Consider the following 21,842-nt stretch of genomic DNA (forward strand, 5'->3'; position numbering starts at 1 on the left):
CGTCACCACCGCCCAGCACCACACCATGCGCACCGATACCCCGGCTGTCTCCGCGGCGATCCGCACATGCACCGTCTCCAGCCCTCCGGCCACCTCCAGCACGAGAAAACGACGCACCACCACTCATCTCACACTTCCAAGGGATCGCAGTTCATCGCACCACGGCTATGGCCACGCATTTCGATGATGCAGTCATCCCTGGTCATCGCGCACTCTCCTTAAAATGCAAGATCAATATCAATCACAGGCAGTCAGGCTCGAATTTCCGACGCTGGGGCCTGCCGTGGGCCGAGAACCCACAACGAATGTCAACGACCTATCACGACGCTCCGTCACCACCGCATGCGAGACAGGGCCGTTAGCTTTACAAACCCGATCACGAAACGCACCAATCTGCCGGAGTGAGGCAGAGTTGCGTCGTGGCCCCTCACGCTGTTCCCGTCCTGCGGTTGGCGAGGAGCACGGGGAGAAGGAGGTCCGGTCGCAGAAGTTGCAGAGGGTTCATCGTCATGTCGAGTGCCTTGACTGTGGTATTTTCGCCGCAGCACGACGGGGAAGCGGAAGCCTTTGATTTCATCGAGAGGTTCTACCTTGTCGAGGACCGAGGTGACCTCTGACGGGGGTAGACCGCGAGCGAAGGAATAGAATTCTTGCGGAGTTGCAGGGGGACGGTTCGATTTTTTGTATCCCTGCAGTGAGAGCACCCACCGATTGTTCTCCTGGGTGGCAAACATCACCCCACGAGGGCGATCCGGACGAGGACCTACCAGGAAGAACTTGGTCGCGCCGAACGCATCTGGCAGCAGGTGATAGTGCCGGCTGGCGTATGCGATGTCGATGTGCGTTCTGCTCTCAGGAGGTTTGGGGTAGCCCATGGATGCAAGCCAGGTTGCGGTCCGGCCGGAACGCCCCATGGCATCGATAACCAGATCGCATTGCACGATTTCACCTTGGGGTGAGTTTTCCTCGAATAGATGCATACCCGTGACTCGATGGCCGCATCGTGATACTTCCAACCCGACTGCCTCTGCCCGGTCGATGAGGGTAACATTTTCTAATCCAGTAACCTGTCCCCTCAGGCGAGTCCCAAGGAAAGGGCGACTCGCCAGAATCATCCGCAAGTCCATGGGGATACTCTTCAGGGTACTCCCGAAGAGCTCTGCCTGGAACTCCGACAGCAGAACGGCTGGGATCCCGCCATGCCTGACATTGCTCCCCCTCAGCTCATCGCGGTCGAAAATCGTGACATGATCGAACCGTTTGGAGAGCGCCGCAGCTGCGCTCAGCCCACCGATTCCGGAGCCAAGAATTGCTGCGCTTGTGGGGACCTACTGACTGCTCGCAGCGCGAGCCTGGCCTGCCCGGAAGCCTTGGCGTACGGAGAACGCGTACCAGAGCATGGCCGAGAGCAGAGCGCCTGACAGCATAAACAGAAACATGGCGGTCGCCTCCGGCATCCTCTTCTTCACCGCGAATCTACCGGGACTCCGTCAGTGAGTAGCGGCATGTGATGTCGTACCAGTCGTAGGAGCCGCGGACCCAGCAGAGCAAGGAATCCAGGTGCCGGTTGATGTTTTCGCGCGTTGTGGCGGGAAGTTGCAGACGGTCGCAGAAGCTGGACAGCTCGGTGCCGAGCGCACACAGCTGATGCACGTGCCACTCAGCGTCCCTGCTGACTTCTTCACGAGCCTGCGGGAAAGTCAGGCCCCTTTCCCGCATCACGAGCGAGACGAGATTGACGCGTGCATCGGCCTCGTCGCACCTGAAGGACTGGATGTCGTTCAGCAGGACCATGTGACGGGTGGCGTGGTGGCGCAGCCTGCCGAGATAGCTGGCATGCCACACATCAGCGCCGATTTCGAAGTCGCCGGTGCGTTCGGCAACCGCATACATCACATGGGCGGCGACGGCCCTGTCCTTGACCCATACGTGTTCCTCGCTGGTCAGGTCGCTGCCACCGCGGCGGTTGGCCGCCTCCGCGAGGTTTGCGTGGAAGTACTCCTGCCACAGCCACGCCGTGCGCCGGCACCAGGCTTCCGACATACCGGCCTGGAGCTGCTCCCACAGGTCGGCGAAGGCCGCAGTGACCGGGCAGGCCGGAGTGACGGGCCGGTGCAGGATGCTGATGAGTTCCGCGGTCACCGCATGGTCTGCCATGCGGTCGGCGGCTGAGGTGTCCATCCAGTCGTCGTGCAGGAAGATCCATCCGATCACGTTGTAGGACAGCAGCAGGTCCCGGCTGTACGGGTCGGTGTAGGCGGCGACGTCGGCAACTCGGGAGCGTACATACTGCTCAGTGGCGGTATCCGATGCCAGCAGGCCGTGGCCGTGCAACCAGTCCAGGTGCGCCTTGCGTACATCTTCGAGCCCGGACGGCACCGGGTGCCGGGGCAGGGGAATCGTCAAGGAGGTGGTCTGTGACATGTTGCTGTCTCCTGGTCTGGCACAGCGATGTTCACTTCTTGCCGGATGGTGTCCTGGGGCGCCGGGTGACGGTGAAGTCCAGGAGGTCGGCGAGGTTTCGGTGCGCCGGGTCGGGAAGACGCATGTCGGCGAGCGTGCCGAGTGCGCGCGCGAGACGGCCCTGGGCTATCTGTTCGGTAAAGGCCCGGCCACCGGATTCTTCGATGAGGTCGGCTGCGCGCGTGAGGTCCGCCTCGTCCAGTTCCTCCTTCTCCAGGAGGCCCCTCAGGGCGCGCGCGGCGGGATGTCCGCTTTGGAGGGCGGCGATGACGGGGAGCGTGTGCTTGCGCTGTCGCAGGTCCTGGAAGCCGGGCTTGCCGACCAGCGCCGCGTTTCCCCAGATGTTCTCCAGGTCGTTGGTGGCCTGCCAGGCGGCTCCGGCGTGACGTGCGGCCTCGCGCAGCGAACGGGCCTGGGCTGCCGGGCCGCCTGCGAGCAGCGTGCCGACGGTGGCCGCGGTTCCGAGGAGCTCGCCGCCCTTGGTCTCGCAGATGGCCAGATAGGCGTCGACGTCGACCTCGGCAGCCGGGGTGCGGTCGAAGACGGCCTCGCCGGCCACGGCGTTGATGATGACGCCCATCGATGTGTTCAGCGCGCTCGCCGTGGCCCGGCCGGCAGTGCCCGGCACCTCGATGAGGGCCGAGAAGGCCGCGGCCCACAAGGCATCGGCGGCGAGCAGTGAGGTGCCCGTCCCGAACGTGACCCAGGCGGCCGGCCTCCCCCGGCGGATGGTGTCGCCGTCGATGATGTCGTCGTGCAGCAGGGTGAAGTTGTGGAGGAGTTCGACCGCAACGGCGCCCGGAAGGGCAACGTGGGGGTCTTCTCCCGAGGCTTCGGCAGCGAGCATCACCATGCACGCCTGCAGGGAGCGGCTGCCCCTCCCGTGGGTGGGTGTGCCCTCGGCGTCGCACCACCCGAAGTAGTAGCCGCATACCCGCGCGAGATCGGGGTGCAAGCGCCCCACGGACTGTTCCAGCGCGGGCCGGGCGAAGGTGCGTGCGCGCTCGATGGCCTCAGGAACGGGAGCTGGGGATGCCGGCGGGCTGTCCATGGTCGGATCCTCCGAAGGCGGCGTCAGGCGACACGACGACGGTCGCGTCGGCGGTAGGCGCTCAGTACTGGACGTCGGCGCGGTCGGTTCACCGGGCGCCCGCGCCCTTGCGGGCGGCGATGCGGATGTAGTTGACGCGGTCGCCTCGGTAGCCGTCCAGGTAGGGCTTCTCGATGCCGGTGGCGAGCTTGGAGTGGCTGCGCAGCACCCAGTAGGGGATGGCGGGCCGGGTGAGGTCATCGACCTGGTACGGGATCAGGCCGGCGTCGATCGCGGCCCGCAGGTAGGTGACGCGGCGGTGGGTGTGGCAGTGGTAGTGCTCGTCGATGGCCTGTACTTCGGCCGGCTTTGTGGTGAGGGCGTCGTTGGTGCACCAGGTCAGCATCACGTAGCGGCCCCCCGGCTTGAGGAGGCGCGCGAACTCGGCGAAGGTCTCGTGCGGGTCGACATACATGGTGGTCTCGTTGGTGACGACGCAATCGAAGCTCTCGTCCGGGAAGCCGGTTGCGGCCATGTTGCGGTCGTGGAAGTGGACCATGTCCGCACAGCCGTGCCGGGTGGCCTGCTCGCGGGCGAAGGTGTTCTGGTAGCGGGAGATGTTGACGCCGTCGACCCGGCAGCCGAATGCCTGGTGCAGCAAGAGCGCGGTGCCTCCCCGTCCGGAACCTCCGTCAAGGATGCGTGCCGTGCGCGGGACCGGCTCCAGGATTTCGGTGACTGTGCGGACCTGGCGGGTTTCCATGCGGTGCAGTTCGGCGTTGATGGCCTGCTCGCGCTCCTCGCCGTCCAGCTCCAGGAACCGGTGGTCGAAGTCACCGACGGCGAAGTGATGGTGGTAGAAGCCGTCGGTGTCGCCGAGGGCGAGGTTGATGGGGTCGTTGCGCTTGTTGTCGTAGTAGTTGAAGGCGGCCTGCTCAAGGTGGGTGCGCAGTTGCACGGCGTGGTCGACGGACATGGCGGGGGCTCCGTTTCGGGTAGCTGTGTGCTGTGTGTGCTGTCGCTGGTCAGCGCTCCCGGTAGAGGGCCTGAGCGGCAAGGGTGTTGAGGGCGGTTCGGGCCTCGCCAGTGATCGGTGCGACCTTCAGGGCGCGGGCGGCCTCGCGGCTTCGGGTGCGGATCCTCTCCTCGACTTGGGCGGGCGCCCCGGTCTCGTGCAGCAATGCGCGCAGTTCGTCCGCGGCGTCCGTGTCCAGGCCGGGGTCTCCGTAGCAGCTCAGGAGCTTGTCGCGCTGGAGGGGCGTCGCGGTGCGCAGGGCCGTGGCGAACAGCACCGTGGGTTTGCCTTCGCGCAGGTCATCCAGGTTGGGCTTGCCGGTCACGCTCGGCGTGCCGAAGGCGCCCAGCAGGTCGTCGCGGAGCTGGTATGCCTCGCCGAGTGCGCTTCCGAACGTCTGGTAAGCCGCGTGGACCTCCTGGTCCGCACCGGTGACGGCCGCGCCGATGCGCAGGGGTGGTGCCATCATGTAGCGGGCCGCCTTGTGCGTGGCGACGGCCAGGCACCGTTCGAGCCGGAAGTCCTGGTCCGCCTGGATCTGGGCCTCAAGTACCTGGCCGTAGACGGCGTCGGTGTACATGCGCCGATAGATGTCGAGGACCTGGTGCAGGCATGCGCCGTCGGCGCAGCGGTTGAGGAGGTCGCGGGCCCAGTCGAAGCACAGGTCGCCCAGGTTCACCGCCGCCGCACTCCCGTAGGCGTCGGCGGATCCGCCCCACTGGTGTGCGGCGTGGTGAGCGCCGAAGTGCCGGTACAGAGCGGGCCGGCCACGGCGCAGTTCGGAGCGGTCGATCAGGTCGTCGTGGATGAGGAAGGCGGAGTGGTTCACTTCCAGGGCCGCCGCCGCGTACTGGACTGCTTCGGCCGATCCGGAGCCGCCGGCCCCGCGCCAGCCCCAGTAGCAGAACAGTGCCCGCATCCGCTTACCGCCGTCACCGATCAGGAAGGTGCGCAGCGTATCGGCGTGCTCGTCCAGCCCCAGCGCCCGCATCGCGGGGGCTTCCTGCTCCAGGAGCGTGGAGATGATGGCGTCGGTCGCCGCACGGATGCGGGACAGTCCGGGCAGGGGCGTCAACTGTCCGGTGCGGTCCGGGTGCTGGGCGGTCCGGCGCAGTTCCTGTGGGAGCGCGCAGTGAGCCGTCTCCCGCGCTGTAGGTACCACGTCCACCTGCCTGTAGCCGTGTGCGGCCAGCCGGTCGAGGACCTGTGTGACCAGCAGGTCCGGAACGGATGCGCCTGAGGTCACGCCCACCGTCCGGGCGACGGCCAGCCAGGCTTCGTCGATGTCGTCCGCTGTGTCGACCAGATGGGCCGCTGGTGTTCCCGCGGCCAGCGCCGTGTCCACCAGGCGGACGGAGTTGGAGGAGTTCGGCGAGCCGACGACGAGGATCAGGTCGGCCCCGGCCGCGAGACGCTTCACTGCCTGCTGCCGGTTCTGGGTGGCGTAGCAGATGTCGTCGCCGGGGGGCGAGAGCAGAGCGGGGAAGCGCTCTTGGAGCGCGGCGACAGTCGTCCTGGTCTCGTCGGCGGACAGGGTGGTCTGGGACAGCCACACCACTCGCTGCTCGTCGCGTACCCGCAGGTGGGGTATGTCGTCGGGTCCGGTGACCACGTGCACACGGTCAGGGGCGTGGCCCATGGCGCCGATGACTTCCTCGTGCCCGGCATGTCCGATCAGGAGGATGTCGTATCCGTCGCGGGCGTACCGCTGGGCTTCCTGGTGGACTTTGGACACCAGCGGGCAGGTGGCGTCGATGGTTGCCAGGCCGTGGGCTTTGGCTTCGTTGCGTACGGCGGGGGCGATGCCGTGGGCGGAGAAGACGACGATGCTCTTGTCGGGGATGTGGTCCACCTCCGCGACGAACACGGCTCCTTGCGTCTCCAGGCGGGCCACGGTGTGGGTGTTGTGGACGATCTGTTTGCGCACGTAGACAGGCGGCCCGTACTTCTTCAGTGCGTTCTCGACCACGGTGACCGCACGGTCCACGCCCGCGCAGCAATCACGCGGTTCGGCCAGCAGCACCCGGAGGGGGGACGTGCCAGGGGTGGTCATGACGTCTCCTCGACGGTGTCCGGTGCGGATGAGCCGGCCGGGGTGAGGGCTTCTTCCACCAGCGTGTCGACGACCCGGTGTTCAGCGACCGTGCGGACGACCCGACCGCGTACGAAGATCTGGCCTTTGCCGTTGCCGCAGGAGACCCCCAGGTCGGCTTCGCGGGATTCGCCGGGCCCGTTGACGACGCAGCCCATCACGGCGATGCGCAGGGGGTGGGGAAACCCGTCGAAAGCGGCCTCGACCCGGGCGGCGAGTTGGTGGATGTCGACCTGGAGGCGGCCGCAGCCGGGGCAGGAGACGATCTCCAGCTTCCGGGGCCGCAGCCCGAGAGAGGCCAGGATGTGGTGTGCGGCCTTGACCTGCTCGACGGGGTCGGCCGAGAGGGAGCCGCGGATGGTGTCACCGATGCCCTCGCCGAGCAGGGCGGCGAAGGCGACGGCGGATTTGATGGCGCCCTGGAAGGCGGGACCTGCTTCGGTCACCCCCAGGTGGAGGGGGTAGTCGCAGCGGCTTGCCAGGAGCCGGTTCGCGGCGATCACGGTCATCGGATCGTGGTGCTTGACCGCGATCTTCAGGTCGGTGAAGCCGTGTTCCTCGAACAGAGAGCACTCCCACAGAGCGGACTCCACCAGGGCCTCCGGCGTCGCGGCACCGTGCTTGGCCAGCAGGCGCGGATCGGGCGAGCCGGCATTGACGCCGATCCGGATCGGTGCTCCGGCCACCGTGGCGGCTTCGGCGATCTCGCCCACACGGTCGTCGAACTTCTTGATGTTGCCCGGGTTGACGCGGACGGCGGCGCACCCGGCGTCGATCGCGGCGAAGACGTGGCGGGGCTGGAAGTGAATATCGGCGATCACCGGTATCGGCGATTTCACCACGATCTTCGGCAGGGTTCGGGCGTCGTCGGCGGAGGGCACGGCGACGCGAACGATGTCGCAGCCGGCCGCGGTGACTTCGGCGATCTGTCGGAGAGTGGCGTCCACGTCGGCGGTGTTGGTGGTGGTCATGGTCTGCACACTGACCGGTGCGCCGCCGCCCACGGGCACCGTCCCGACGCGCAGTTGACGGGTGCGGCGGCGGCGTGCCCGCACCTGCGCCGGCGGCGCGGCGGGCAGGCCGAGGTCGATGGAGTTCACCGGGCACTCCCCTGTGCTGGGAGGGGCACGGCCGGGCCGGCGTCCCGGTGGGCGGTGGCGTTCAGCACGGCGCGCACGAGACCGGGGGCGTCCAGGCCGGCCTGGGTCAAGAGCTCCGGGCGGGACCCGTGCGCGAGGAAGGCACGGGGCAGACCGAGCGCGTGGACGGGGGTGGTGACGCCGCGGTCTTGGCACCACTGGGCCAGGGCCGTGCCCACCCCGCCGGTGACCACGCCGTCTTCGACGCTCACCACCAGCCGGTGGCGGGCCGCCAGCGACTCCAGGGCGGGGTTGACGGGCAGGACCCAGCGGGGGTCGGCGACCGTGCACCCGATGCCATGCTCGGTCTGCAGCACGTGGGCGGCCTCCAGGGCCGGCTGCGCGAGGGGCCCGACCGGCACCAGCAGCACATCCAGCGGCCGCCCCTTGCCGCGGTACAGGACGTCAACGCCGTCCATGGATGCCACCGCCTCAATGGGCGTGCCCGCACTCGACTTCGGGATGCGCAGCACGGTCGGCCCTTCACTCCAGGCGACCGCCTCATCCAGCAGCAGCCGCAGCCGTGTGGTGTCCCGGGGTGCGGCCAGGCGCAGGCCGGGGACCATGGACAGCAGGCCCAGGTCCCACATGCCGTGATGGCTCGGCCCGTCGGGGCCGGTGATGCCGGCCCGATCCAGCACGAAGGTGACCGGCAGCCGGTGCAGCGCCACGTCCATCACGACCTGGTCGAAGGCCCGGTTCAGGAACGTCGCGTAGATCGCGACGAGCGGGTGCGGGCCGCCCGTCGCCAGCCCGGCCGCAGAGGTGACCGCGTGCTGCTCGGCGATCCCCACATCGAAAACCCGCTCGGGGAAGCGTTCCTTCATCGGGCCGAGCCCGGTCGGCAACAGCATGCCCGCGGTCACGGCCACCACCTTGGGATGAGCCGCGGCGGCCTCGGCGAGGGCGTGGCCGAACTCGCTCGTCCACGACGGACCCGACGCCTTGGCGACGGGGCGGCCGGTGTCCGGGGCGATGGCGCCGACGGCGTGCAGGCAGTCCGACGGATCCGTCTCACTGGGCCGGTGTCCCTTGCCCTTGACGGTCATCACGTGCACCACCACCGGCCGCTTCATCGCCCGCGCCCGGCACAGCACGCTCTCCACCTCGCGGGTGTTGTGGCCGTCGACGGGCCCGAAGTAGGTGAAGCCCAGGTCGGTGAATACGTTCCGGCACGCCTCCGCCCCGCCCCCGTACTTGAGGACGCTCAGATGCTTGGCCAGGGCACCGGTGGTGGGGGCGTAGGAGCGGCCGTTGTCGTTGACCACCACGATCACCGGCCGCTCGGGGGCGGCACCGAGGTTGTTGAGGGCCTCGAACGCCATCCCGCCGCCCAGGGCTCCGTCGCCGATCACCGCGACCACCGACCGGTCGCTCTCACCGGCAAGGGCGCGGGCCTCGGCCAGCCCGTCCGCATACGACAGGGCGGTGGAGGCGTGGGAGTTCTCCACGAGATCGTGCACCGACTCCGCCCGCGAGGGATACCCCGACAGGCCGCCCGGCTGCCGCAGAGTGTCGAATCCTTTCTGCCGTCCTGTCAGCAGCTTGTGCACATATGCCTGATGCCCGATGTCGAAGACGAGCGCGTCCCGAGGGGATTCGAACACCCGGTGCAAGGCCAGGGTGAGCTCCACCATCCCCAGATTCGGGCCCAGATGCCCACCCCGGGCGCACACCTTGGCCACCAGGAACCGGCGGATCTCATCGGCCAGGTGTGGCAGGCGGTCCGCGGGCAGCGTGCGCAGCACCCCCGGATCCGCCACTCGTTCCAGCAGCGACAGGGAGGTGTCCGGCAGAGTCGTCGCCATACCCGCACTCCTTCCGCGAGACTCACTGCAGCCCGCCGCTGGCCGCACGCAACCTCTGGGGGAGCCGGGTGCACCGTACGCAACGCATGGTGATCCCGCCCCAAGTGCGTGAACACGGGGAAAGATCGCACCTGTGTGAAAGGCCGACGGGCCGATGGTGCTGTACATGCAACTCAACTCGCCCTCGCCCCGGCGCAGCAAGCCTGGCCAAGGGGCGCACGAGAGCCCGACGAGGTAGAGGGCGCACGCGAACAGGGGCATGGCACATCCCGTGGGGAAGTGCGCCTTGCGAACCGCCGTGCCTCTGACAGGTCGGCAAGGGCAGGCGGGTGAAGGCCCATCGGGCGCCCCCAGCCGGGCTCACCGTGTCGATGTCGTGGACCGTGTCGGGGTCCCGTTTCCTGGTCGCGCCGCCGTGGAAGCGGTGGGCCTTCGCGTCCACGGCGACGCGTACTGACGGGTTCCGGTCGGCGGTCTGACGGGTCCCGGTCGGCGGTCGCCTGCCCGCAGGTCGGCGTAGCGCGTCTCCCAGCCCCCGGGTCCGCCGCGGCTCAGTCGGGGGCTCCGTCGCCGGGCTGGTCGCCCGGCCTGCCGGAGGTGAACGCCGGGGTGAAGCGGGTCCAGTCCACCTCGGCGACGGTCAGGGGCGTCTCGCCGCCGTCGACCGCCTGTGCCAGGGTCGGACGGAGGGGTGCGAGGCCGCGGCGGCGGTGCTCACGCTGCCGTGAGAGGTGCACCCGGCCGAGCGCACCGAGACCCCGGCTGTCTCCTCGGCGATCCGCACATGCACCGTCTCCAGCCCTCCGGCCACCTCCAGCACGAGAAGACGACGCACCACCATGGGCCGCATCACCGCCCGGTCCGTGGAGACAGGAGCAGACGAGACATCCGCCGACGGTGACACCACGCACGAGAGCGGAAACGGATTCGCGATGCAGGAGTGGTGCGTGCGGAAAACGCAATGACCGATCGATGGGAGCGGCCCCCGGTTGCGGCTGCGAGGCCGTTCGCGGGCGGGCTGAGCTGGGGCTTTGACAGAACTCAAACCGCCGGGCCCTCCGAAGCAGTGCCGTCCGCCGGCCTGATCGGCTGCAGCGTCCTGGGTTTTCTCGATACTCCACAGCGCGGCCGATGAGTTTGTGGCTCCCGGCCGGTCCAAGCTCGTGACACCCCAGGAAAGGACACCGCCATGTCGGAGCTTCTCGTCGACTTCATCACCTCCCTCGACGGCCACGCATCGGGAGAGGGATGGCCCGGATTCTGGGGCCTCGAAGGCCCGGAGTACCTCGCATGGCTCGGCGAGCAGCCCGAGGCCACCTACCTGATGGGAGCGAACACCTACCGCCAGATGTCGGGCTTCGCCGCAGGCGAGGTCCCGAATGGCCAAGACGAGTTCAGACCCGAAGAAGAGGCGTCCCTCGACGAGCTCACGCAAGCGTCCAAGGTCGTGTTCTCCTCCTCACTCAAGGAGCCACTGACGTGGGCCAACTCCACGCTCGTCCGCGACGACGCCGTCGAGGCGGTCCGCGCCATGAAGTCGAGCGGCTCGGGGCTCCTCAGCACGATCGGCAGCCTCAGCCTGTGCCGGTCCCTGCTACGAGCCGGACTCGTCGACCGCTTCCGGGTCGTGATGTTCCCGGTGATCACCGGGGCCACGGGCGAAGAACGCATCTACGACGGCTATCCGGACGTCGCCCTCGACATGACCGAGCACCGCACCTTCGACGGCCGCATCCAGCTGGTCGAGTACAAGCCCCGCGTGCTTGAGCACCCGCCGCTCGGCGCCCCTGCGTGACGTCGCCCCGTCCGCCGGTCTGGACGGCCGCCAGGCCGACGCCGGCTCGACTCCCGCAGGCGCCTGGAAGAGCGTCTCCGCGCCGCGGCGGTCCAGCTTGATCGCCAGGCCCGTCACTGAGGGCCTTCAGGATGTCGCCCGCGCCGCCGGACGGGGCATGCTGATCGCGAGCGCGGTGCCACTCACGAAGGCACTCGAATGCAACGGCACACCCACGGGCGGCAAGCTCATCGCCTTCCACACCCGCCGCACCGGCATCCCGGGCCCCCGGTGGCGCGGGCGTCCACGTCCGTGCGGATGGAAGCGGCTGCTCCCCCGGCGTCCAGCAGGTGACGAGGGCGTTGTCGATGGGGTTCTGGCTGTGGGCCACAAGTTCTTGCATGCAGCCGGCTCGAACGCTGCCAGGACGCCGTACTCGATCTCGGCGTAGTCGAGCACTCGGTCGAGCCAGTGACGCAGGGCTTCCACGGGCTCGTGCTCTGCCGGCAGAGCGGAGGCGGCGGTCACGAGTTCTTCCACGTCGTGCCGGTAGACCTCGGCGAGGGGCGCTTCGCGGTTGGGAAAGTTCCGGCTGAGCGTTCCTGCCCTACGTCGGCGCGCTCATCGGTCTCTCCTGAGGTTCCGTCCGCATTAAGTGGACACGTGTCCGGTAGGGTGAGCCATGCACCGGACACGTGTCCACTTTACTTGGAGGCAGCAGTGCTCTCTCTTTACGGCAAGAGCGTCGCTATCACCGGGGCGAGCGGCGGCATCGGCGAAGCCACGGCCCGTCTGCTCGCCCGGCGCGGCGCCGCGGTCGTCCTCGCAGCGCGCCGCAGCGAGCGCATCGACGCCATAGCGCAGGACATCCGGGAGGAGGGGGGCCGCGCTGCCACGTGCGTCGTCGACGTCACCGAGGCCCAAGACCTGCAGCGCCTGGTCTCCACCACCATCGCCCAGTACGGCCGTATCGATGTGCTGGTGAACAACGCCGGCATCGCCCCGATCAGCCCGCTGGCCGACCTCGACACCGAAGGCTGGTCGGCCATGATCGATGTCAACCTTCGCGGCATGCTCAACGGCGTCGCCGCCGCGCTGCCCGTCTTCCGCGAGCAAGGGGCGGGCCACCTGGTCAGCATCGTCTCCGTGGCCGGGCTGTACGGCGCGTCCCCCTCGATGGCCGTCTACGCCGCGACCAAGAACGCCGTGCGCACCGTCCACGACGGGCTGCGCAAGGAGTCCACCGACGGGATGGTGCGCACGACAGCCATCTCGCCGGGATACATCCACACCGATCTCGCCGACTCGATGCCAGACCCGCACCTCCGCGAGCAGACGCGCAATAACATGGACGCGATGGGCATCCCTCCCGCGGCGGTCGCCCGAACCGTGGCCTTCGCCATCGAGCAGCCCGGGGACGTCGAGATCGGCGAAATCAACGTTCGCCCCACCGTCCAGGCATGACACGTGCGGTCACCGGTCACATGAGACAGCCGCTGTCGCTCGGCTGGACTGGTCTCGCGCGGTGGTCGACTCCGACGGCCTCGCCGGTGTCCGGGTCGAACGGGAGCGGTCCGGAGACCTGCGGGACGGGGCCCTTGCGAATGCCCTGGGGCAGCGGGGCCGGGAGAGGGCGTTCTCGGTGGTGGTGACGGTTCTGGTCACGGTGTTCCTTGAAGCGGTGGTGGTCCTTGGAGGGGAAGCAGGCGAAACCCGTACGGGCTGCGCGGCTCGTCGACCTGGGACCACTCGGCGTCAGCGGGCTGCGTGTCCAGGACCAGGCTGAAGGGGCTGAGGCCGATCAGCGGGTCGTGGTGGGTGGCGGTCTGCACGAGCGCCCTGCGGAACAGTCCCGCGGCCTCCGCGGTGGCTCCGGCGGACTGGCCGAAGAGCGTGACGTTGTCCGGGGCACCGCCGAACGCGGCGATGTTCTCCCGCACCCGGCGCAGCGCGGCCATGTCGGTGCTGCCGAGCTTGCGCTCGGACTGCGGCGCGCGAACCGGCCGGCGCCCAGGGGGGCGGCGGTGCCGTCGTCCTGGCGCAGCCTGTCCAGGCAGGTGCTCCAGCCGACGTGGTCGGTGTGGAGATGCGTGTTGATCACGATGTCCACGTCCTCGGGCTGGACACCGGCCCGGCTGTCTCGGCAGCGTGTCATTTCCTCGGCCGGGGACGGTGTGCGTCCAGTCAGACGGTCCGGCCGACGAGTACGGAGACGTGGACCTGCTCGGGGAAGGGCTCCGCGTGCGGCACCGCCTTCCGGATGTTGTCCTCGAACGCCGGCCGCTGCTCGGCCCCGGGGAGTTTCTCTGCGGGGATGGCGGAGTAGAGACCGCCGATAACCTGCTGAAAGGTCAGCTCGTCGGTGTAGGAGACCGTCGTGCTTCGCAGGTCTGAAAAGCTGGCGTCTTCGAGGGCCTGTGCATAGCGGATCCGGTCCTGGTCGGCAGTTCCGCAGGATGCGGTCAGTTCGGTCTCGAAGTGCTGTTCCAGGCAGGTGCGCAGAGCACGGGACCAGGCGGTGTCCTGTAGCCACAGCGGTGCCCCGTTAGCAATCACGGCGATGCCTCCGCCTGCGCGGAACAGGGGGAGCAAGTTCCGGAACAGTTCGTCGTGTCGCATCCAGTGGAGAGCCTGTCCGACGACGGTCATCGCAAGGGAAGGCTCGTGGCCCAGCAGTGTGCCGAGGGCTGGGACGTCGGTGTCGGCGCCGAGCACCCAGGTGGCGTTGCGGACTTCACGCCGGCTGGCCGCTGCATGAGCGAGGCGAAGCATGTCCGGCTCGGGGTCCATGCCGATCACCGATCGGACCCGGTCGGCGAGCGGGAGGGCAAGCTGTCCTGTGCCGCATCCGAGGTCCAGGACGCTGTCTTCCAGTGTCAGGGAGAAGTAGTCCTGGAGGAAGTCGAGTACTTGCTCGGGATAGGCCCGCCGGAATCTCGCGTAGTACTCGGCCACTTCACCACTGAACCCAACGGTCATGAGGGCACTATGCCGAGCCCCGTCGCGGCTGGAAAGCCTCGCAGCCCCTCATCGCTGTGGGCGGAATGGGGAATCAGATGATCGGCGAGGCGGTCAGGGCAGCGGTGATCTGCGGCCAGCCCGGAGCGTCTTCCAGGACGTTGAGGATGCGGGGCCGGGGGGACAGGCGGGCTGCCCCGCTCCGTCACGAGAGCGACTACGACACCGCGTACCCACAGTTCCGCTCCGCGTTCACCGACGACGGCGATCCGGTCCACCACCACGTCTCCTCCACCGTCCTGGCCGAACTGACGGCGGCGGCCGGCCGCCGAGGGCCGCGTCCTGCTGGCGGTTCCCGAGCACGCGGAGCCATTCTTCCAGGCGGCGCTCGCGCAGCCCGCGGGTGAGCAGTGGCCGTTCGAACGGGCACAGACCCGGCACGACTACAGGGTCGAAGGCGCACTGACGCCCGCCGGCGAGTGTGCCGGCTGCCGGGCGACGGCCGTCGCGGTGCAGTTGAGCTGGTGGCCGGATCCGCCCTGGTGGCTCTAGCCGGGCGCCTGCCGTGTCAGAAGGGGCACCACAATGCCGTCCACGATCCGTTCGATGGCCTCGTCGGACACGGGCCGCAGCGTCATGAGGACCTCGTGCCGGAAGAGATCGAAGGGCAGTGAGACAAGGCGCGGTTCGAGCAGGGAGGCGTCCACCTCGCCCCGTCGGACGGCTCGCTGGACGATCGTCTCGGCTGCCGAGCGCCGGCCCGCCAGGATCTGCTCGCGGAGCTGCTCCGGGTTCGATCCCGTGTCCGCGAAGTAGCCGTCCAGGAGGATCGAGGTCGCCACGAGCAGGTCGGTCCGCGACGCGTTGGCCGCCTGCATGATTGCGATCAGGTCGCCGCGGAGTGTTCCCGTGTCCGGGACGTCGATGGCCCGCTGGGAGCTCGCGTGCGCGACGGCCGCCTCGACCATGAGCGCCTTGTTGGCCCAGCGGCGGTAGATCACCGGCGTGCTCGTACCGGCCCGCTTCGCGACCGCCTCCAGCGTGAACGCCGCATATCCGCGCTCGGTCAGCTCGGTCCACGCGGCCCCCAGCAGGGCATCCTCAAGATCCCTGCCGCGTCTGCGCTGCTGCATCGCTCCTCCCTGCAAGGTTGCGTTTGTGCACCTTACGGCACCGGTGTACCGTCCCGAATAAGAAGCGTCAGCACATCTTATTTAGGAGCACCGCCCATGAGCGACCAGAGCACCGTCACCGTCCTCATCGAGATCCACGCCAGAGACGGACAGGAACACGACGCCCGCAACGCGCTGCTCCACGCGATCCAGACCTCCGAGAAGCCGGGCCTGCTCAGCTCCACCGAGTACGAGGACCTCGATGACCCCGGAGCCTTCTACGCCCTCCAGGTCTGGGAAAACCCGGACGCCTTCCACGCACATATGGACGATGCCGCCACATCCGGCATGAGCGAAGCGATCCAATCCCTGCGCGAACACCCCAAAACCACCATTCTGCGCACCATCAACTGACCACACACCCCCGATCTCGTGCGCGCCCGGCGCCTCAGGCGGTCAGACCGGCGCTGGTCAGCCAGATGTGTTCGCAGGTCGCGGATGCCTCTTGCAGCTTCTCGCGGGATTCCTGCGAGGCGTGGTAGAAGGTCCGCTCGATCATCCAGCACAGGGCGCGTGCCATCGCTGCGGCGTGTTCCGGCGCGGTGCCGGGCTGGATGCCGGCTCGCTCCAGGACGGCGGTGATGGCCGTGATGAACAAGTCGGCTGTGTGGTTCCACAGTTCGCCGATCTCCGGCACGGTCAGCGACAGATCGATCGCCGTGCGCATGACCAGCCCGTGTGCGTTCCACAGCTCCACCGTGCGCTGCATGGCGGCTGCGATGGCCTGGCGGGGATCCTCGGTCTGCGCGGTGGCCCGGGACCGCTCCCACAAGTGCCCGACGGTCCGGGCCACGAGCGCCGTGACCACGTCCTGCTTGGAGCCGAAGTAGAAGTACAGGGCGCCGCGGGTGATGCCGGCGCCCTGGGCGATGTCGCCGACGGTCATCGCGTCGTAGCCCTTGCGCGCGAGCAGGGCTTCGCAGGTGTCGAGGATGGCCCGCTCCCGGACATCGCCCTTGCGTTCGGTGGTGCGACGGCTCCGCACGGGGTCGTGGCCGGACGTCACAGCTGGGCGCCCTGGGCGAAGTCGGTCGTACGGGAGAGCGTCTCCCAGGCGCGGATGTCCTCGTCCACGGCTGTGCGCGCGGCGGTGACCAGTCGCAGCGCGTCCGAGCCCAGGACGAGGTGGGCCGGCGGCTGCTCGACCGACGCGATGTGCACGAGGGCGTCCCCGGCCCTGGCCGGGTTGCCCAGCTGGTTCCCGCTGGCCTTCTGCCGCGCTTCGCGGATGGGGGTGAACAGCTCGTCGTAGTCCTCGACGGACCGTGCGGCGCGGGTCATCGACCGTCCGGCCCAGTCGGTGCGGAAGGAGCCGGGCTCGATGGCCGTCACGTGGATTCCGAACTGTGCGACCTCCTTGCCCAGCGCCTCCAGGATGCCTTCCAAGGCGAACTTGCTGCCGCAGTAGGCCGACATGCCGGGCACGGCCATGAGCCCGCCCATGGAGGTGACGGCCATCAGATGTCCGCGGCGGCGCCGGCGCATGGAGGGCAGTGCCGCCTGCAGGGTGGCCGCCGCCCCGAACACGTTGACCTCGAACTGCCGCCGCACCTCGGCGAGCGGGGTCTCCTCGAAGGTGCCCTCCAGGCCGTAGCCGGCGTTGGCGACGACGACGTCCAGGGGGCCGACGCTCTGCTCCACTTCGGCGACCGCGCTGGAGACGGCGGCGTCGTCGGTCACATCCAGGATGCGGCCGTGCGCGTGCCCGGGTCCGAGCTCCTCGAAGGCCCGCAGGTCCCGCTCCGAGCGGACGGTGCCGACGACGGTGTGCCCGGCGGCCAGGGCGGCCTGGGCGAAGGCACGCCCCAGGCCGGTGCTGACGCCGGTGATGAGCCAGTTGCGCTTGTCCATTGCTCCTCCAGAAGGGTCTCGCGAGGAGCTGGAGCGCTCCCCCACCCAGGGAGTTTACACAGTGTCGATTTTTATCGTCGACATGTTAATTCTGCTGGGCTGCACGGCGGTGCCGGCGTCGAGGCGGCAGGTCGTCATCGTTTCCTCATGAAAAGCGGAACCGTCCGTCATACGCTTCGAGCACCCTGGTCACAGTCCACCGCGAACCGCTGGAGAAGAGCCGATCCCGCTATGGCACGAGTCCTGCTCATCGAAGACGACCTGGCCGTCCAGAAGGGCGTCACCCTCTCGCTGAAGCGCCGGAGTCATGAGGTGGAGGTCGCCGGCAGCGGCGAGAGCGGACTGCTCGCCCTGGACCGCCACCGGCCCGACCTGGTGCTGCTCGACCTCATGCTGCCGGGGATGAGCGGGCTGGAGGTGTGCCGCCGTATCCGGGAGAGCAAGCAGGTTCCGATCATCATCCTCTCCGCACGCGGCGATGACATCGACACGGTCGTCGGGCTGGAGGCGGGCGCCGACGACTACATCGTCAAGCCGGCCGGCGGGGAGGTCCTGGAGGCCCGGATCAAGGCGGTGCTGCGCCGGGTGGCCCCGGCCCCGGGGTGCGAGCCGGCCGGGCCCGCGGGGGTGGGCGTGGAGCGGCACGGCGATCTGACCGTGGACCGCACGGCGCTCATCGCGACGCGGCACCGGACCGAGCTCGACCTCGCGCCTTCCGAGTTCAAGCTGCTGCTGTTCCTCTCCGCGGCGCCGGGGCGGGTGTACAGCCGCCAGCAGCTTCTGGAGCAGGTCTGGGAGCACTCCTTCTACGGCGACGCCCGGCTGGTGGACGCGTGCGTGATGCGGCTGCGGGCCAAGATCGAGGACGATCCGCGGGCGCCGGTGTACGTGCAGACCGTGCGCGGCTTCGGCTACCGCTTCGGGCCCGTCGCGTGACGCGCTTGCGCTTTCCGCGAGGGCTGCGGGTGCGGCTGGTCGTCTGGTTCCTCCTCGCCACGGCCTTCGGAGCGCTGCTCACGGCCGGGCTCACCTTCCACCGGGCTCGGTCGGCGATTCTGGAGCGGACCCAGCACAGCGCCGTCGCCGACCTGCGCGGCCAGCTCGACTCCCTGGCCCCCGGCCTCCGCTTCCCTCCCACCAGAGCCGACCTGCGCGCCCTGGCCCGCCGCCTCGACCGGGCCGGGGGCTCGCACTCCTGGCACTCCTCCGCCACGTATGACGACGGCCCTCTCGTCTCCGCCTCCCGGGGCGCCCCGGCCCTCCCGCGGGAGCTCCGCCGGACGGTGCGGGACCGCGGCCAGGCCGTGCACCAGCGCGTCGAGCACAACGGGCGCCCCTGGCTGGTGCTCGCCATGCCCGTCGCCTACGCCGGCGGCCCCGACGCGTCCGGCAAGGCCGACACGCCCTCCGGCCTGACCGTGTACGCGTCCTTCCCCCTCGACGAGGAGCGGGCGGACATCGCGGCGCTGGTCACCGCCGCGCAGTCGGGGGCGGTCCCCGCGCTCGCGCTCGGCCTCGTCCCGGCGCTGTTCGCGGCCCGCCTGGTGCTGCGCCCCGTACGCCGGCTCCGGCACGGCGCCGAACGCCTCGCCGCGGGCGATCTCGACACCCGGATCGAGGCCAGGGGCCGGGACGAGCTCACCGATCTGACCCGTTCCTTCAACACCATGGCCGCCACGCTGCAGCAGGACGATGCCGAGCTGCGCCGGCTGGAGGCGGGCTCGCGCCGCTTCGCCGCCGACGTCGCCCACGAGCTGCGCACCCCGCTCGCCGCCATGACCGCGGTCACCGGAGTGCTGGACGAGGATGCGGCCTCCGGGACCCTGCCGCCCGACACCTGCGACGCCCTGCGCCTGATCAGCGACGAGTCCCGCACCCTCGCCCGTATGGTCGAGGACCTGATGGAGGTCTCCCGCTTCGACGCCGGGGCCGCCCCGCTGCGCGCCGAGCACATGGATCTGCGCACCCTCGTCTCCAAGACTCTCCAACTGCGCGGCTGGGACGCCGACGAGCGCGTCACGGCCGACCTCGCCGGCCCCGTCCCCGTGCACGCCGACCCCCGCCGCGTCGATGTCGTCGTCGCCAACCTCGTCGGCAACGCGCTGCGCCACGGCCGCCCTCCGGTCACCGTCCGCGTGCGGGCGGAGGACGGCCGGGCGGCCCTCACCGTCACCGATCACGGCCCGGGCATCCCCGACCCTGTGCTGCCGCACGTCTTCGAGCGCTTCTACAAGGCCGACGCGGCGCGCACCCGCTCGGAGGGCAGCGGCCTCGGCCTGGCCCTCGCCCAGGAGAACGCACTGCTGCACGGGGGCACCCTGACCGCGGGCAACGCTCCCGGCGCCGGAGCCGTCTTCACCCTCACTCTCCCGCTCGCCCCCTCCCGGCAGGAGCCACGATGACGGGCCGTCCGCTGCCGCCTCCCGCCACTCGTGCGACCCGCGTCCCTCGGGCCGGCTGGGCCGCCCTGGCCGCCGCCGTGGCCGTCCTCGCCGCCGGCTGCGGCATCACCACCACGGGTCCCGGCACCGCGGGCGCGCCCGCCTCCGGCGTCCCGCTGCCGGGCAGCGAAGCCCGCACCGTACGCCTGTACTTCGCCGGCCCGTACGGGCCCGGCGTGGTCAACCGCCCCACGGACCGGCGGCTCACCCCGCAACGGGCCCTCGACCTCCTCCTGGAGGGCCCCACTGCCGCCGAGCGCAAACGCGGCCTGACCACGGAGGTCCCTCCGATGTCCGGGCAGCTCACCGCCAACGCCGACCAGGGCGCCGTCGACATCCACATCCCCCGCAACGTCCGCGACCTGGATGTCACCGCCGTCTCCCAGATCGCCTGCACCGCCGCTCACGCGGACGTCCCCGGCAAGCGTCCCCCCACCGGGATCGACATCCGGATGTACGAGTACGCCGCCCCGGCGGTTCCCTGGACCGTGCGCTGCGGCTCCAACGGCGCCGCGAGACCGGCGGGGGCCGGGTAGTGCCGCCCCACAGGCCCGCCCCACAGGCCCGCACCGCACGGCCGGGAGCGCCCGCCGCCCGCCGGGGCCGGCCTCACCGGCCTCACAGGCCCACGTCCGGCGTCCGGTACCGCGGGGGGCGGCGGACCCGGCTCGCCCGCTCGTAGGCGTACGCCAGCCGCAGCAGCGTCGGTTCGCTCCACGCCGTGCCCATGAAGGTCAGGCCGACCGGCAGGCCGAACGTGAAGCCCGCCGGGACGCTGATCGCGGGGTATCCGGCGAGTGCGGCGGGAGTCGAGGCGCCTCCGCTGTAGGTGTCGCCGCGGATCAGATCGATCTTGGCCGGTGGTCCGGTGGTCGGCATCACGAGGGCGTCCAGGCGGTGTCGGCGCAGCGCCGCGTCGATGCCCTCGGTGCGCGAAAGCCGGTGGTTGGCGGCCAGCGCCTGCCGGTATTCACGCTCGGTGAAGTCCAGCCGGTGGACCGCCTCCAGCCCGTCCTGCCGGACGTAGCGCAGTTCGCGGTCGGCGTGGGCGCGGTTGAACGCGATCAGCTCCGCCAGGCTGCGGGGGTGGTCGCCGGGAGCGTCGGCCAGATAGGCGTTCAGCCCGCGCTTGACCTCGTACACCTGGACGACTGCCGAGCTGGGCAGGTCCTCCAGCCGCTCGGCCGTCGGGATGTCGGCCGGGTCGATCACCGTGGCGCCGGCGTCGCGCAGCAGGTCGATGGCCCGCTCCGCGATCTCGTCGGCGTGGTCGCTGTAGCCGAAGTACACCTGTCGGGGCACGCCGATCCGCGCGCCGCGCAGGCCGTCGGCGGCCAGGAAGCGGGTGTAGTCGCGGTGGAAGCGGCCGCGGCCTGCCCTGGTTGCCGGATCCCGGGCGTCGACGCCGACGAGGGCGCCCAGCAGGGCCGCGGCGTCGCGGACCGTGCGCGCGATCGGGCCGACGCTGTCCTGGCTCGGCACACCGGGGATCACACCGCCGCGCCCGACCAGACCCACGGTCGGCTTGACGCCGACGACGCAGTTGGCCGAGGCCGGGTCGATGATCGAGCCGTTCGTCTCGGTGCCGATCCCGGCGGCGCACAGGTCGGCCGCGACCGCGGCCGCGGTGCCGGAACTGGACTCGTTCGGCGACCGGTCCAGCTTGTACGGGTTGCGGGTCTGCCCGCCGCGGGCGCTCCAGCCGGCGTGGTGGGTGAGCGACATCCCGCCCGCCCACTCGCTCAGGTTGGTCTTGCCGAGGATGACGGCACCGGCGGCGCGCAGCCGGGTGACGACCGTGGCGTCCGCCGCCGGCCGGAGGCCCTCCAGCGCCAGTGACCCGGCTGTGGTGTGCATCCGGTCGGCTGTCTCCACGACGTCCTTCAGCAGGACGGGGATGCCGTGCAGCGGCCCGCGGCGGCGGGGTTCGGCGTCCAGCCGCCGGGCCTCGCGCAACGCGTCGGGGTTGACCTCGATCACCGCGCGCAGGAGGGGGTCGATGCGCTCGATCCGGTCCAGGTAGTGGCGGGTGAGGCGCTGGGCGTCGAGCCGTCCGCCGGCCATCCGGCGGCCCAGCTCCGCGATGTCGGGCTCAGCCG

At 69.9% G+C, this 21,842-nt stretch carries 19 protein-coding genes and 4 pseudogenes; 6 read left to right on the top strand and 17 right to left on the bottom strand.

What is annotated here, in order from left to right; genetic code table 11:
* Positions 1–332: 332 nt before the first annotated feature.
* From G5C65_RS10290 to G5C65_RS10325, 10 genes and pseudogenes are all read right to left on the bottom strand, one after another.
* Complete coding sequence (locus G5C65_RS10290; RefSeq protein ID WP_241265697.1) at positions 333–980, bottom strand: hypothetical protein; 648 nt, start codon at positions 978–980, stop codon at positions 333–335.
* Positions 981–1,226: 246 nt separating this feature from the next.
* Positions 1,227–1,310 (bottom strand): annotated as a pseudogene (locus G5C65_RS40700) (NAD(P)-binding protein); the annotation flags it as partial.
* Between the two features lie 166 nt (positions 1,311–1,476).
* A complete protein-coding gene (locus G5C65_RS10295) occupies positions 1,477–2,424 on the bottom strand; it encodes a terpene synthase family protein (protein WP_165298437.1) in 948 nt (315 codons plus the stop codon).
* Between the two features lie 31 nt (positions 2,425–2,455).
* Positions 2,456–3,514, bottom strand: coding sequence for a polyprenyl synthetase family protein (locus G5C65_RS10300; RefSeq protein WP_165298438.1), 1,059 nt, complete (start codon positions 3,512–3,514; stop codon positions 2,456–2,458).
* Positions 3,515–3,602: 88 nt separating this feature from the next.
* Positions 3,603–4,469 (bottom strand): SAM-dependent methyltransferase, encoded by an 867-nt coding sequence (locus G5C65_RS10305; RefSeq protein ID WP_165298439.1) that lies wholly within the window; start codon positions 4,467–4,469, stop codon positions 3,603–3,605.
* Positions 4,470–4,518: 49 nt separating this feature from the next.
* On the bottom strand, positions 4,519–5,499 hold the full coding sequence (locus G5C65_RS39110; protein ID WP_277608034.1) for a polyprenyl synthetase family protein: 981 nt from the start codon (positions 5,497–5,499) through the stop codon (positions 4,519–4,521).
* A 114-nt stretch (positions 5,500–5,613) separates the two neighbouring features.
* Positions 5,614–6,561, bottom strand: a pseudogene (locus tag G5C65_RS39115) (4-hydroxy-3-methylbut-2-enyl diphosphate reductase); the annotation flags it as partial.
* Positions 6,558–7,700 carry a flavodoxin-dependent (E)-4-hydroxy-3-methylbut-2-enyl-diphosphate synthase gene (gene ispG / locus G5C65_RS10315; RefSeq protein ID WP_165298441.1) on the bottom strand — a complete coding sequence of 381 codons (1,143 nt, stop codon included), beginning with the start codon at positions 7,698–7,700 and terminating at the stop codon, positions 6,558–6,560. The pseudogene G5C65_RS39115 and the gene ispG, both read right to left, overlap by 4 nt.
* Positions 7,697–9,547 carry a 1-deoxy-D-xylulose-5-phosphate synthase gene (locus tag G5C65_RS10320; RefSeq protein WP_165298442.1) on the bottom strand — a complete coding sequence of 617 codons (1,851 nt, stop codon included), beginning with the start codon at positions 9,545–9,547 and terminating at the stop codon, positions 7,697–7,699. Before G5C65_RS10320 ends, ispG begins: the two co-directional genes overlap by 4 nt.
* A 551-nt stretch (positions 9,548–10,098) precedes the next feature.
* The gene (locus tag G5C65_RS10325) at positions 10,099–10,284 is read right to left on the bottom strand and encodes a hypothetical protein (RefSeq protein ID WP_165298443.1); all 186 of its coding nucleotides are present in this window, start codon (positions 10,282–10,284) and stop codon (positions 10,099–10,101) included.
* Between the two features lie 452 nt (positions 10,285–10,736).
* On the opposite strand from G5C65_RS10325, the gene G5C65_RS10330 reads away from it, so the two are divergent.
* Positions 10,737–11,342: a dihydrofolate reductase family protein gene (locus tag G5C65_RS10330; RefSeq protein ID WP_165298444.1), complete on the top strand. Its 606-nt coding sequence runs from the start codon at positions 10,737–10,739 to the stop codon at positions 11,340–11,342.
* Positions 11,343–12,041: 699 nt separating this feature from the next.
* Complete coding sequence (locus tag G5C65_RS10335) at positions 12,042–12,785, top strand: SDR family NAD(P)-dependent oxidoreductase (RefSeq protein ID WP_165298445.1); 744 nt, start codon at positions 12,042–12,044, stop codon at positions 12,783–12,785.
* A gap of 293 nt (positions 12,786–13,078) precedes the next feature.
* Here G5C65_RS10335 and G5C65_RS40095 read toward each other — a convergent pair.
* The 4 genes and pseudogenes from G5C65_RS40095 to G5C65_RS10360 all read right to left on the bottom strand — a co-directional run.
* Positions 13,079–13,279 (bottom strand): annotated as a pseudogene (locus tag G5C65_RS40095) (carboxylesterase family protein); the annotation flags it as partial.
* A gap of 89 nt (positions 13,280–13,368) precedes the next feature.
* A pseudogene (locus G5C65_RS10345) lies at positions 13,369–13,458 on the bottom strand (MBL fold metallo-hydrolase); the annotation flags it as partial.
* Between the two features lie 47 nt (positions 13,459–13,505).
* Entirely contained in the window at positions 13,506–14,300 is a 795-nt protein-coding gene (locus tag G5C65_RS10350) for a class I SAM-dependent methyltransferase (RefSeq protein ID WP_165298446.1), read from the bottom strand.
* A gap of 527 nt (positions 14,301–14,827) precedes the next feature.
* On the bottom strand, positions 14,828–15,412 hold the full coding sequence (locus G5C65_RS10360; protein WP_165298447.1) for a TetR/AcrR family transcriptional regulator: 585 nt from the start codon (positions 15,410–15,412) through the stop codon (positions 14,828–14,830).
* Between the two features lie 96 nt (positions 15,413–15,508).
* Between G5C65_RS10360 and G5C65_RS10365 the strand changes: the two genes are divergently transcribed.
* Positions 15,509–15,805: a putative quinol monooxygenase gene (locus tag G5C65_RS10365; RefSeq protein ID WP_165298448.1), complete on the top strand. Its 297-nt coding sequence runs from the start codon at positions 15,509–15,511 to the stop codon at positions 15,803–15,805.
* A gap of 34 nt (positions 15,806–15,839) precedes the next feature.
* On the opposite strand, the gene G5C65_RS10370 is transcribed toward G5C65_RS10365, so the two are convergent.
* A complete protein-coding gene (locus tag G5C65_RS10370) occupies positions 15,840–16,457 on the bottom strand; it encodes a TetR/AcrR family transcriptional regulator (RefSeq protein ID WP_338146302.1) in 618 nt (205 codons plus the stop codon).
* Positions 16,454–17,302 (bottom strand): oxidoreductase, encoded by an 849-nt coding sequence (locus G5C65_RS10375; RefSeq protein ID WP_165298449.1) that lies wholly within the window; start codon positions 17,300–17,302, stop codon positions 16,454–16,456. The genes G5C65_RS10370 and G5C65_RS10375 overlap by 4 nt, the downstream gene beginning before the upstream one ends.
* Before the next feature lie 231 nt (positions 17,303–17,533).
* On the opposite strand from G5C65_RS10375, the gene G5C65_RS10380 reads away from it, so the two are divergent.
* The 3 genes from G5C65_RS10380 to G5C65_RS10390 are packed head-to-tail and all read left to right on the top strand — an operon-like array spanning position 17,534 to position 20,279.
* Entirely contained in the window at positions 17,534–18,238 is a 705-nt protein-coding gene (locus G5C65_RS10380) for a response regulator transcription factor (RefSeq protein WP_165298450.1), read from the top strand.
* A complete protein-coding gene (locus G5C65_RS10385) occupies positions 18,235–19,704 on the top strand; it encodes an ATP-binding protein (protein ID WP_165298451.1) in 1,470 nt (489 codons plus the stop codon). The genes G5C65_RS10380 and G5C65_RS10385 overlap by 4 nt, the downstream gene beginning before the upstream one ends.
* Positions 19,701–20,279, top strand: a complete 579-nt coding sequence (locus tag G5C65_RS10390; protein WP_241265698.1) for a hypothetical protein — start codon at positions 19,701–19,703, stop codon at positions 20,277–20,279. Before G5C65_RS10385 ends, G5C65_RS10390 begins: the two co-directional genes overlap by 4 nt.
* Positions 20,280–20,361: 82 nt before the next feature.
* Here G5C65_RS10390 and G5C65_RS10395 read toward each other — a convergent pair.
* Positions 20,362–21,842 (bottom strand): amidase (locus G5C65_RS10395; protein WP_165298452.1); only part of this gene is annotated, 1,481 nt, incomplete at its 5' end.

The organism is Streptomyces boncukensis (genome assembly GCF_011045075.1).
Classification (GTDB): Bacteria; Actinomycetota; Actinomycetes; order Streptomycetales; family Streptomycetaceae; genus Streptomyces; species Streptomyces boncukensis.

Excerpts from the sequence above, each read along its gene's own strand:
- G5C65_RS10290 (WP_241265697.1), bottom strand. The coding sequence starts at position 980 with ATGCATCTATTCGAGGAAAACTCACCCCAAGGTGAAATCGTGCAATGC.
- G5C65_RS10295 (WP_165298437.1), bottom strand. The coding sequence starts at position 2,424 with ATGTCACAGACCACCTCCTTGACGATTCCCCTGCCCCGGCACCCGGTG.
- G5C65_RS10300 (WP_165298438.1), bottom strand. The coding sequence starts at position 3,514 with ATGGACAGCCCGCCGGCATCCCCAGCTCCCGTTCCTGAGGCCATCGAG.
- G5C65_RS10305 (WP_165298439.1), bottom strand. The coding sequence starts at position 4,469 with ATGTCCGTCGACCACGCCGTGCAACTGCGCACCCACCTTGAGCAGGCC.
- G5C65_RS39110 (WP_277608034.1), bottom strand. The coding sequence starts at position 5,499 with ATGCGGGCGCTGGGGCTGGACGAGCACGCCGATACGCTGCGCACCTTC.
- G5C65_RS10320 (WP_165298442.1), bottom strand. The coding sequence starts at position 9,547 with ATGGCGACGACTCTGCCGGACACCTCCCTGTCGCTGCTGGAACGAGTG.
- G5C65_RS10330 (WP_165298444.1), top strand. The coding sequence starts at position 10,737 with ATGTCGGAGCTTCTCGTCGACTTCATCACCTCCCTCGACGGCCACGCA.
- G5C65_RS10350 (WP_165298446.1), bottom strand. The coding sequence starts at position 14,300 with ATGACCGTTGGGTTCAGTGGTGAAGTGGCCGAGTACTACGCGAGATTC.
- G5C65_RS10360 (WP_165298447.1), bottom strand. The coding sequence starts at position 15,412 with ATGCAGCAGCGCAGACGCGGCAGGGATCTTGAGGATGCCCTGCTGGGG.
- G5C65_RS10365 (WP_165298448.1), top strand. The coding sequence starts at position 15,509 with ATGAGCGACCAGAGCACCGTCACCGTCCTCATCGAGATCCACGCCAGA.
- G5C65_RS10375 (WP_165298449.1), bottom strand. The coding sequence starts at position 17,302 with ATGGACAAGCGCAACTGGCTCATCACCGGCGTCAGCACCGGCCTGGGG.
- G5C65_RS10380 (WP_165298450.1), top strand. The coding sequence starts at position 17,534 with ATGGCACGAGTCCTGCTCATCGAAGACGACCTGGCCGTCCAGAAGGGC.
- G5C65_RS10390 (WP_241265698.1), top strand. The coding sequence starts at position 19,701 with ATGACGGGCCGTCCGCTGCCGCCTCCCGCCACTCGTGCGACCCGCGTC.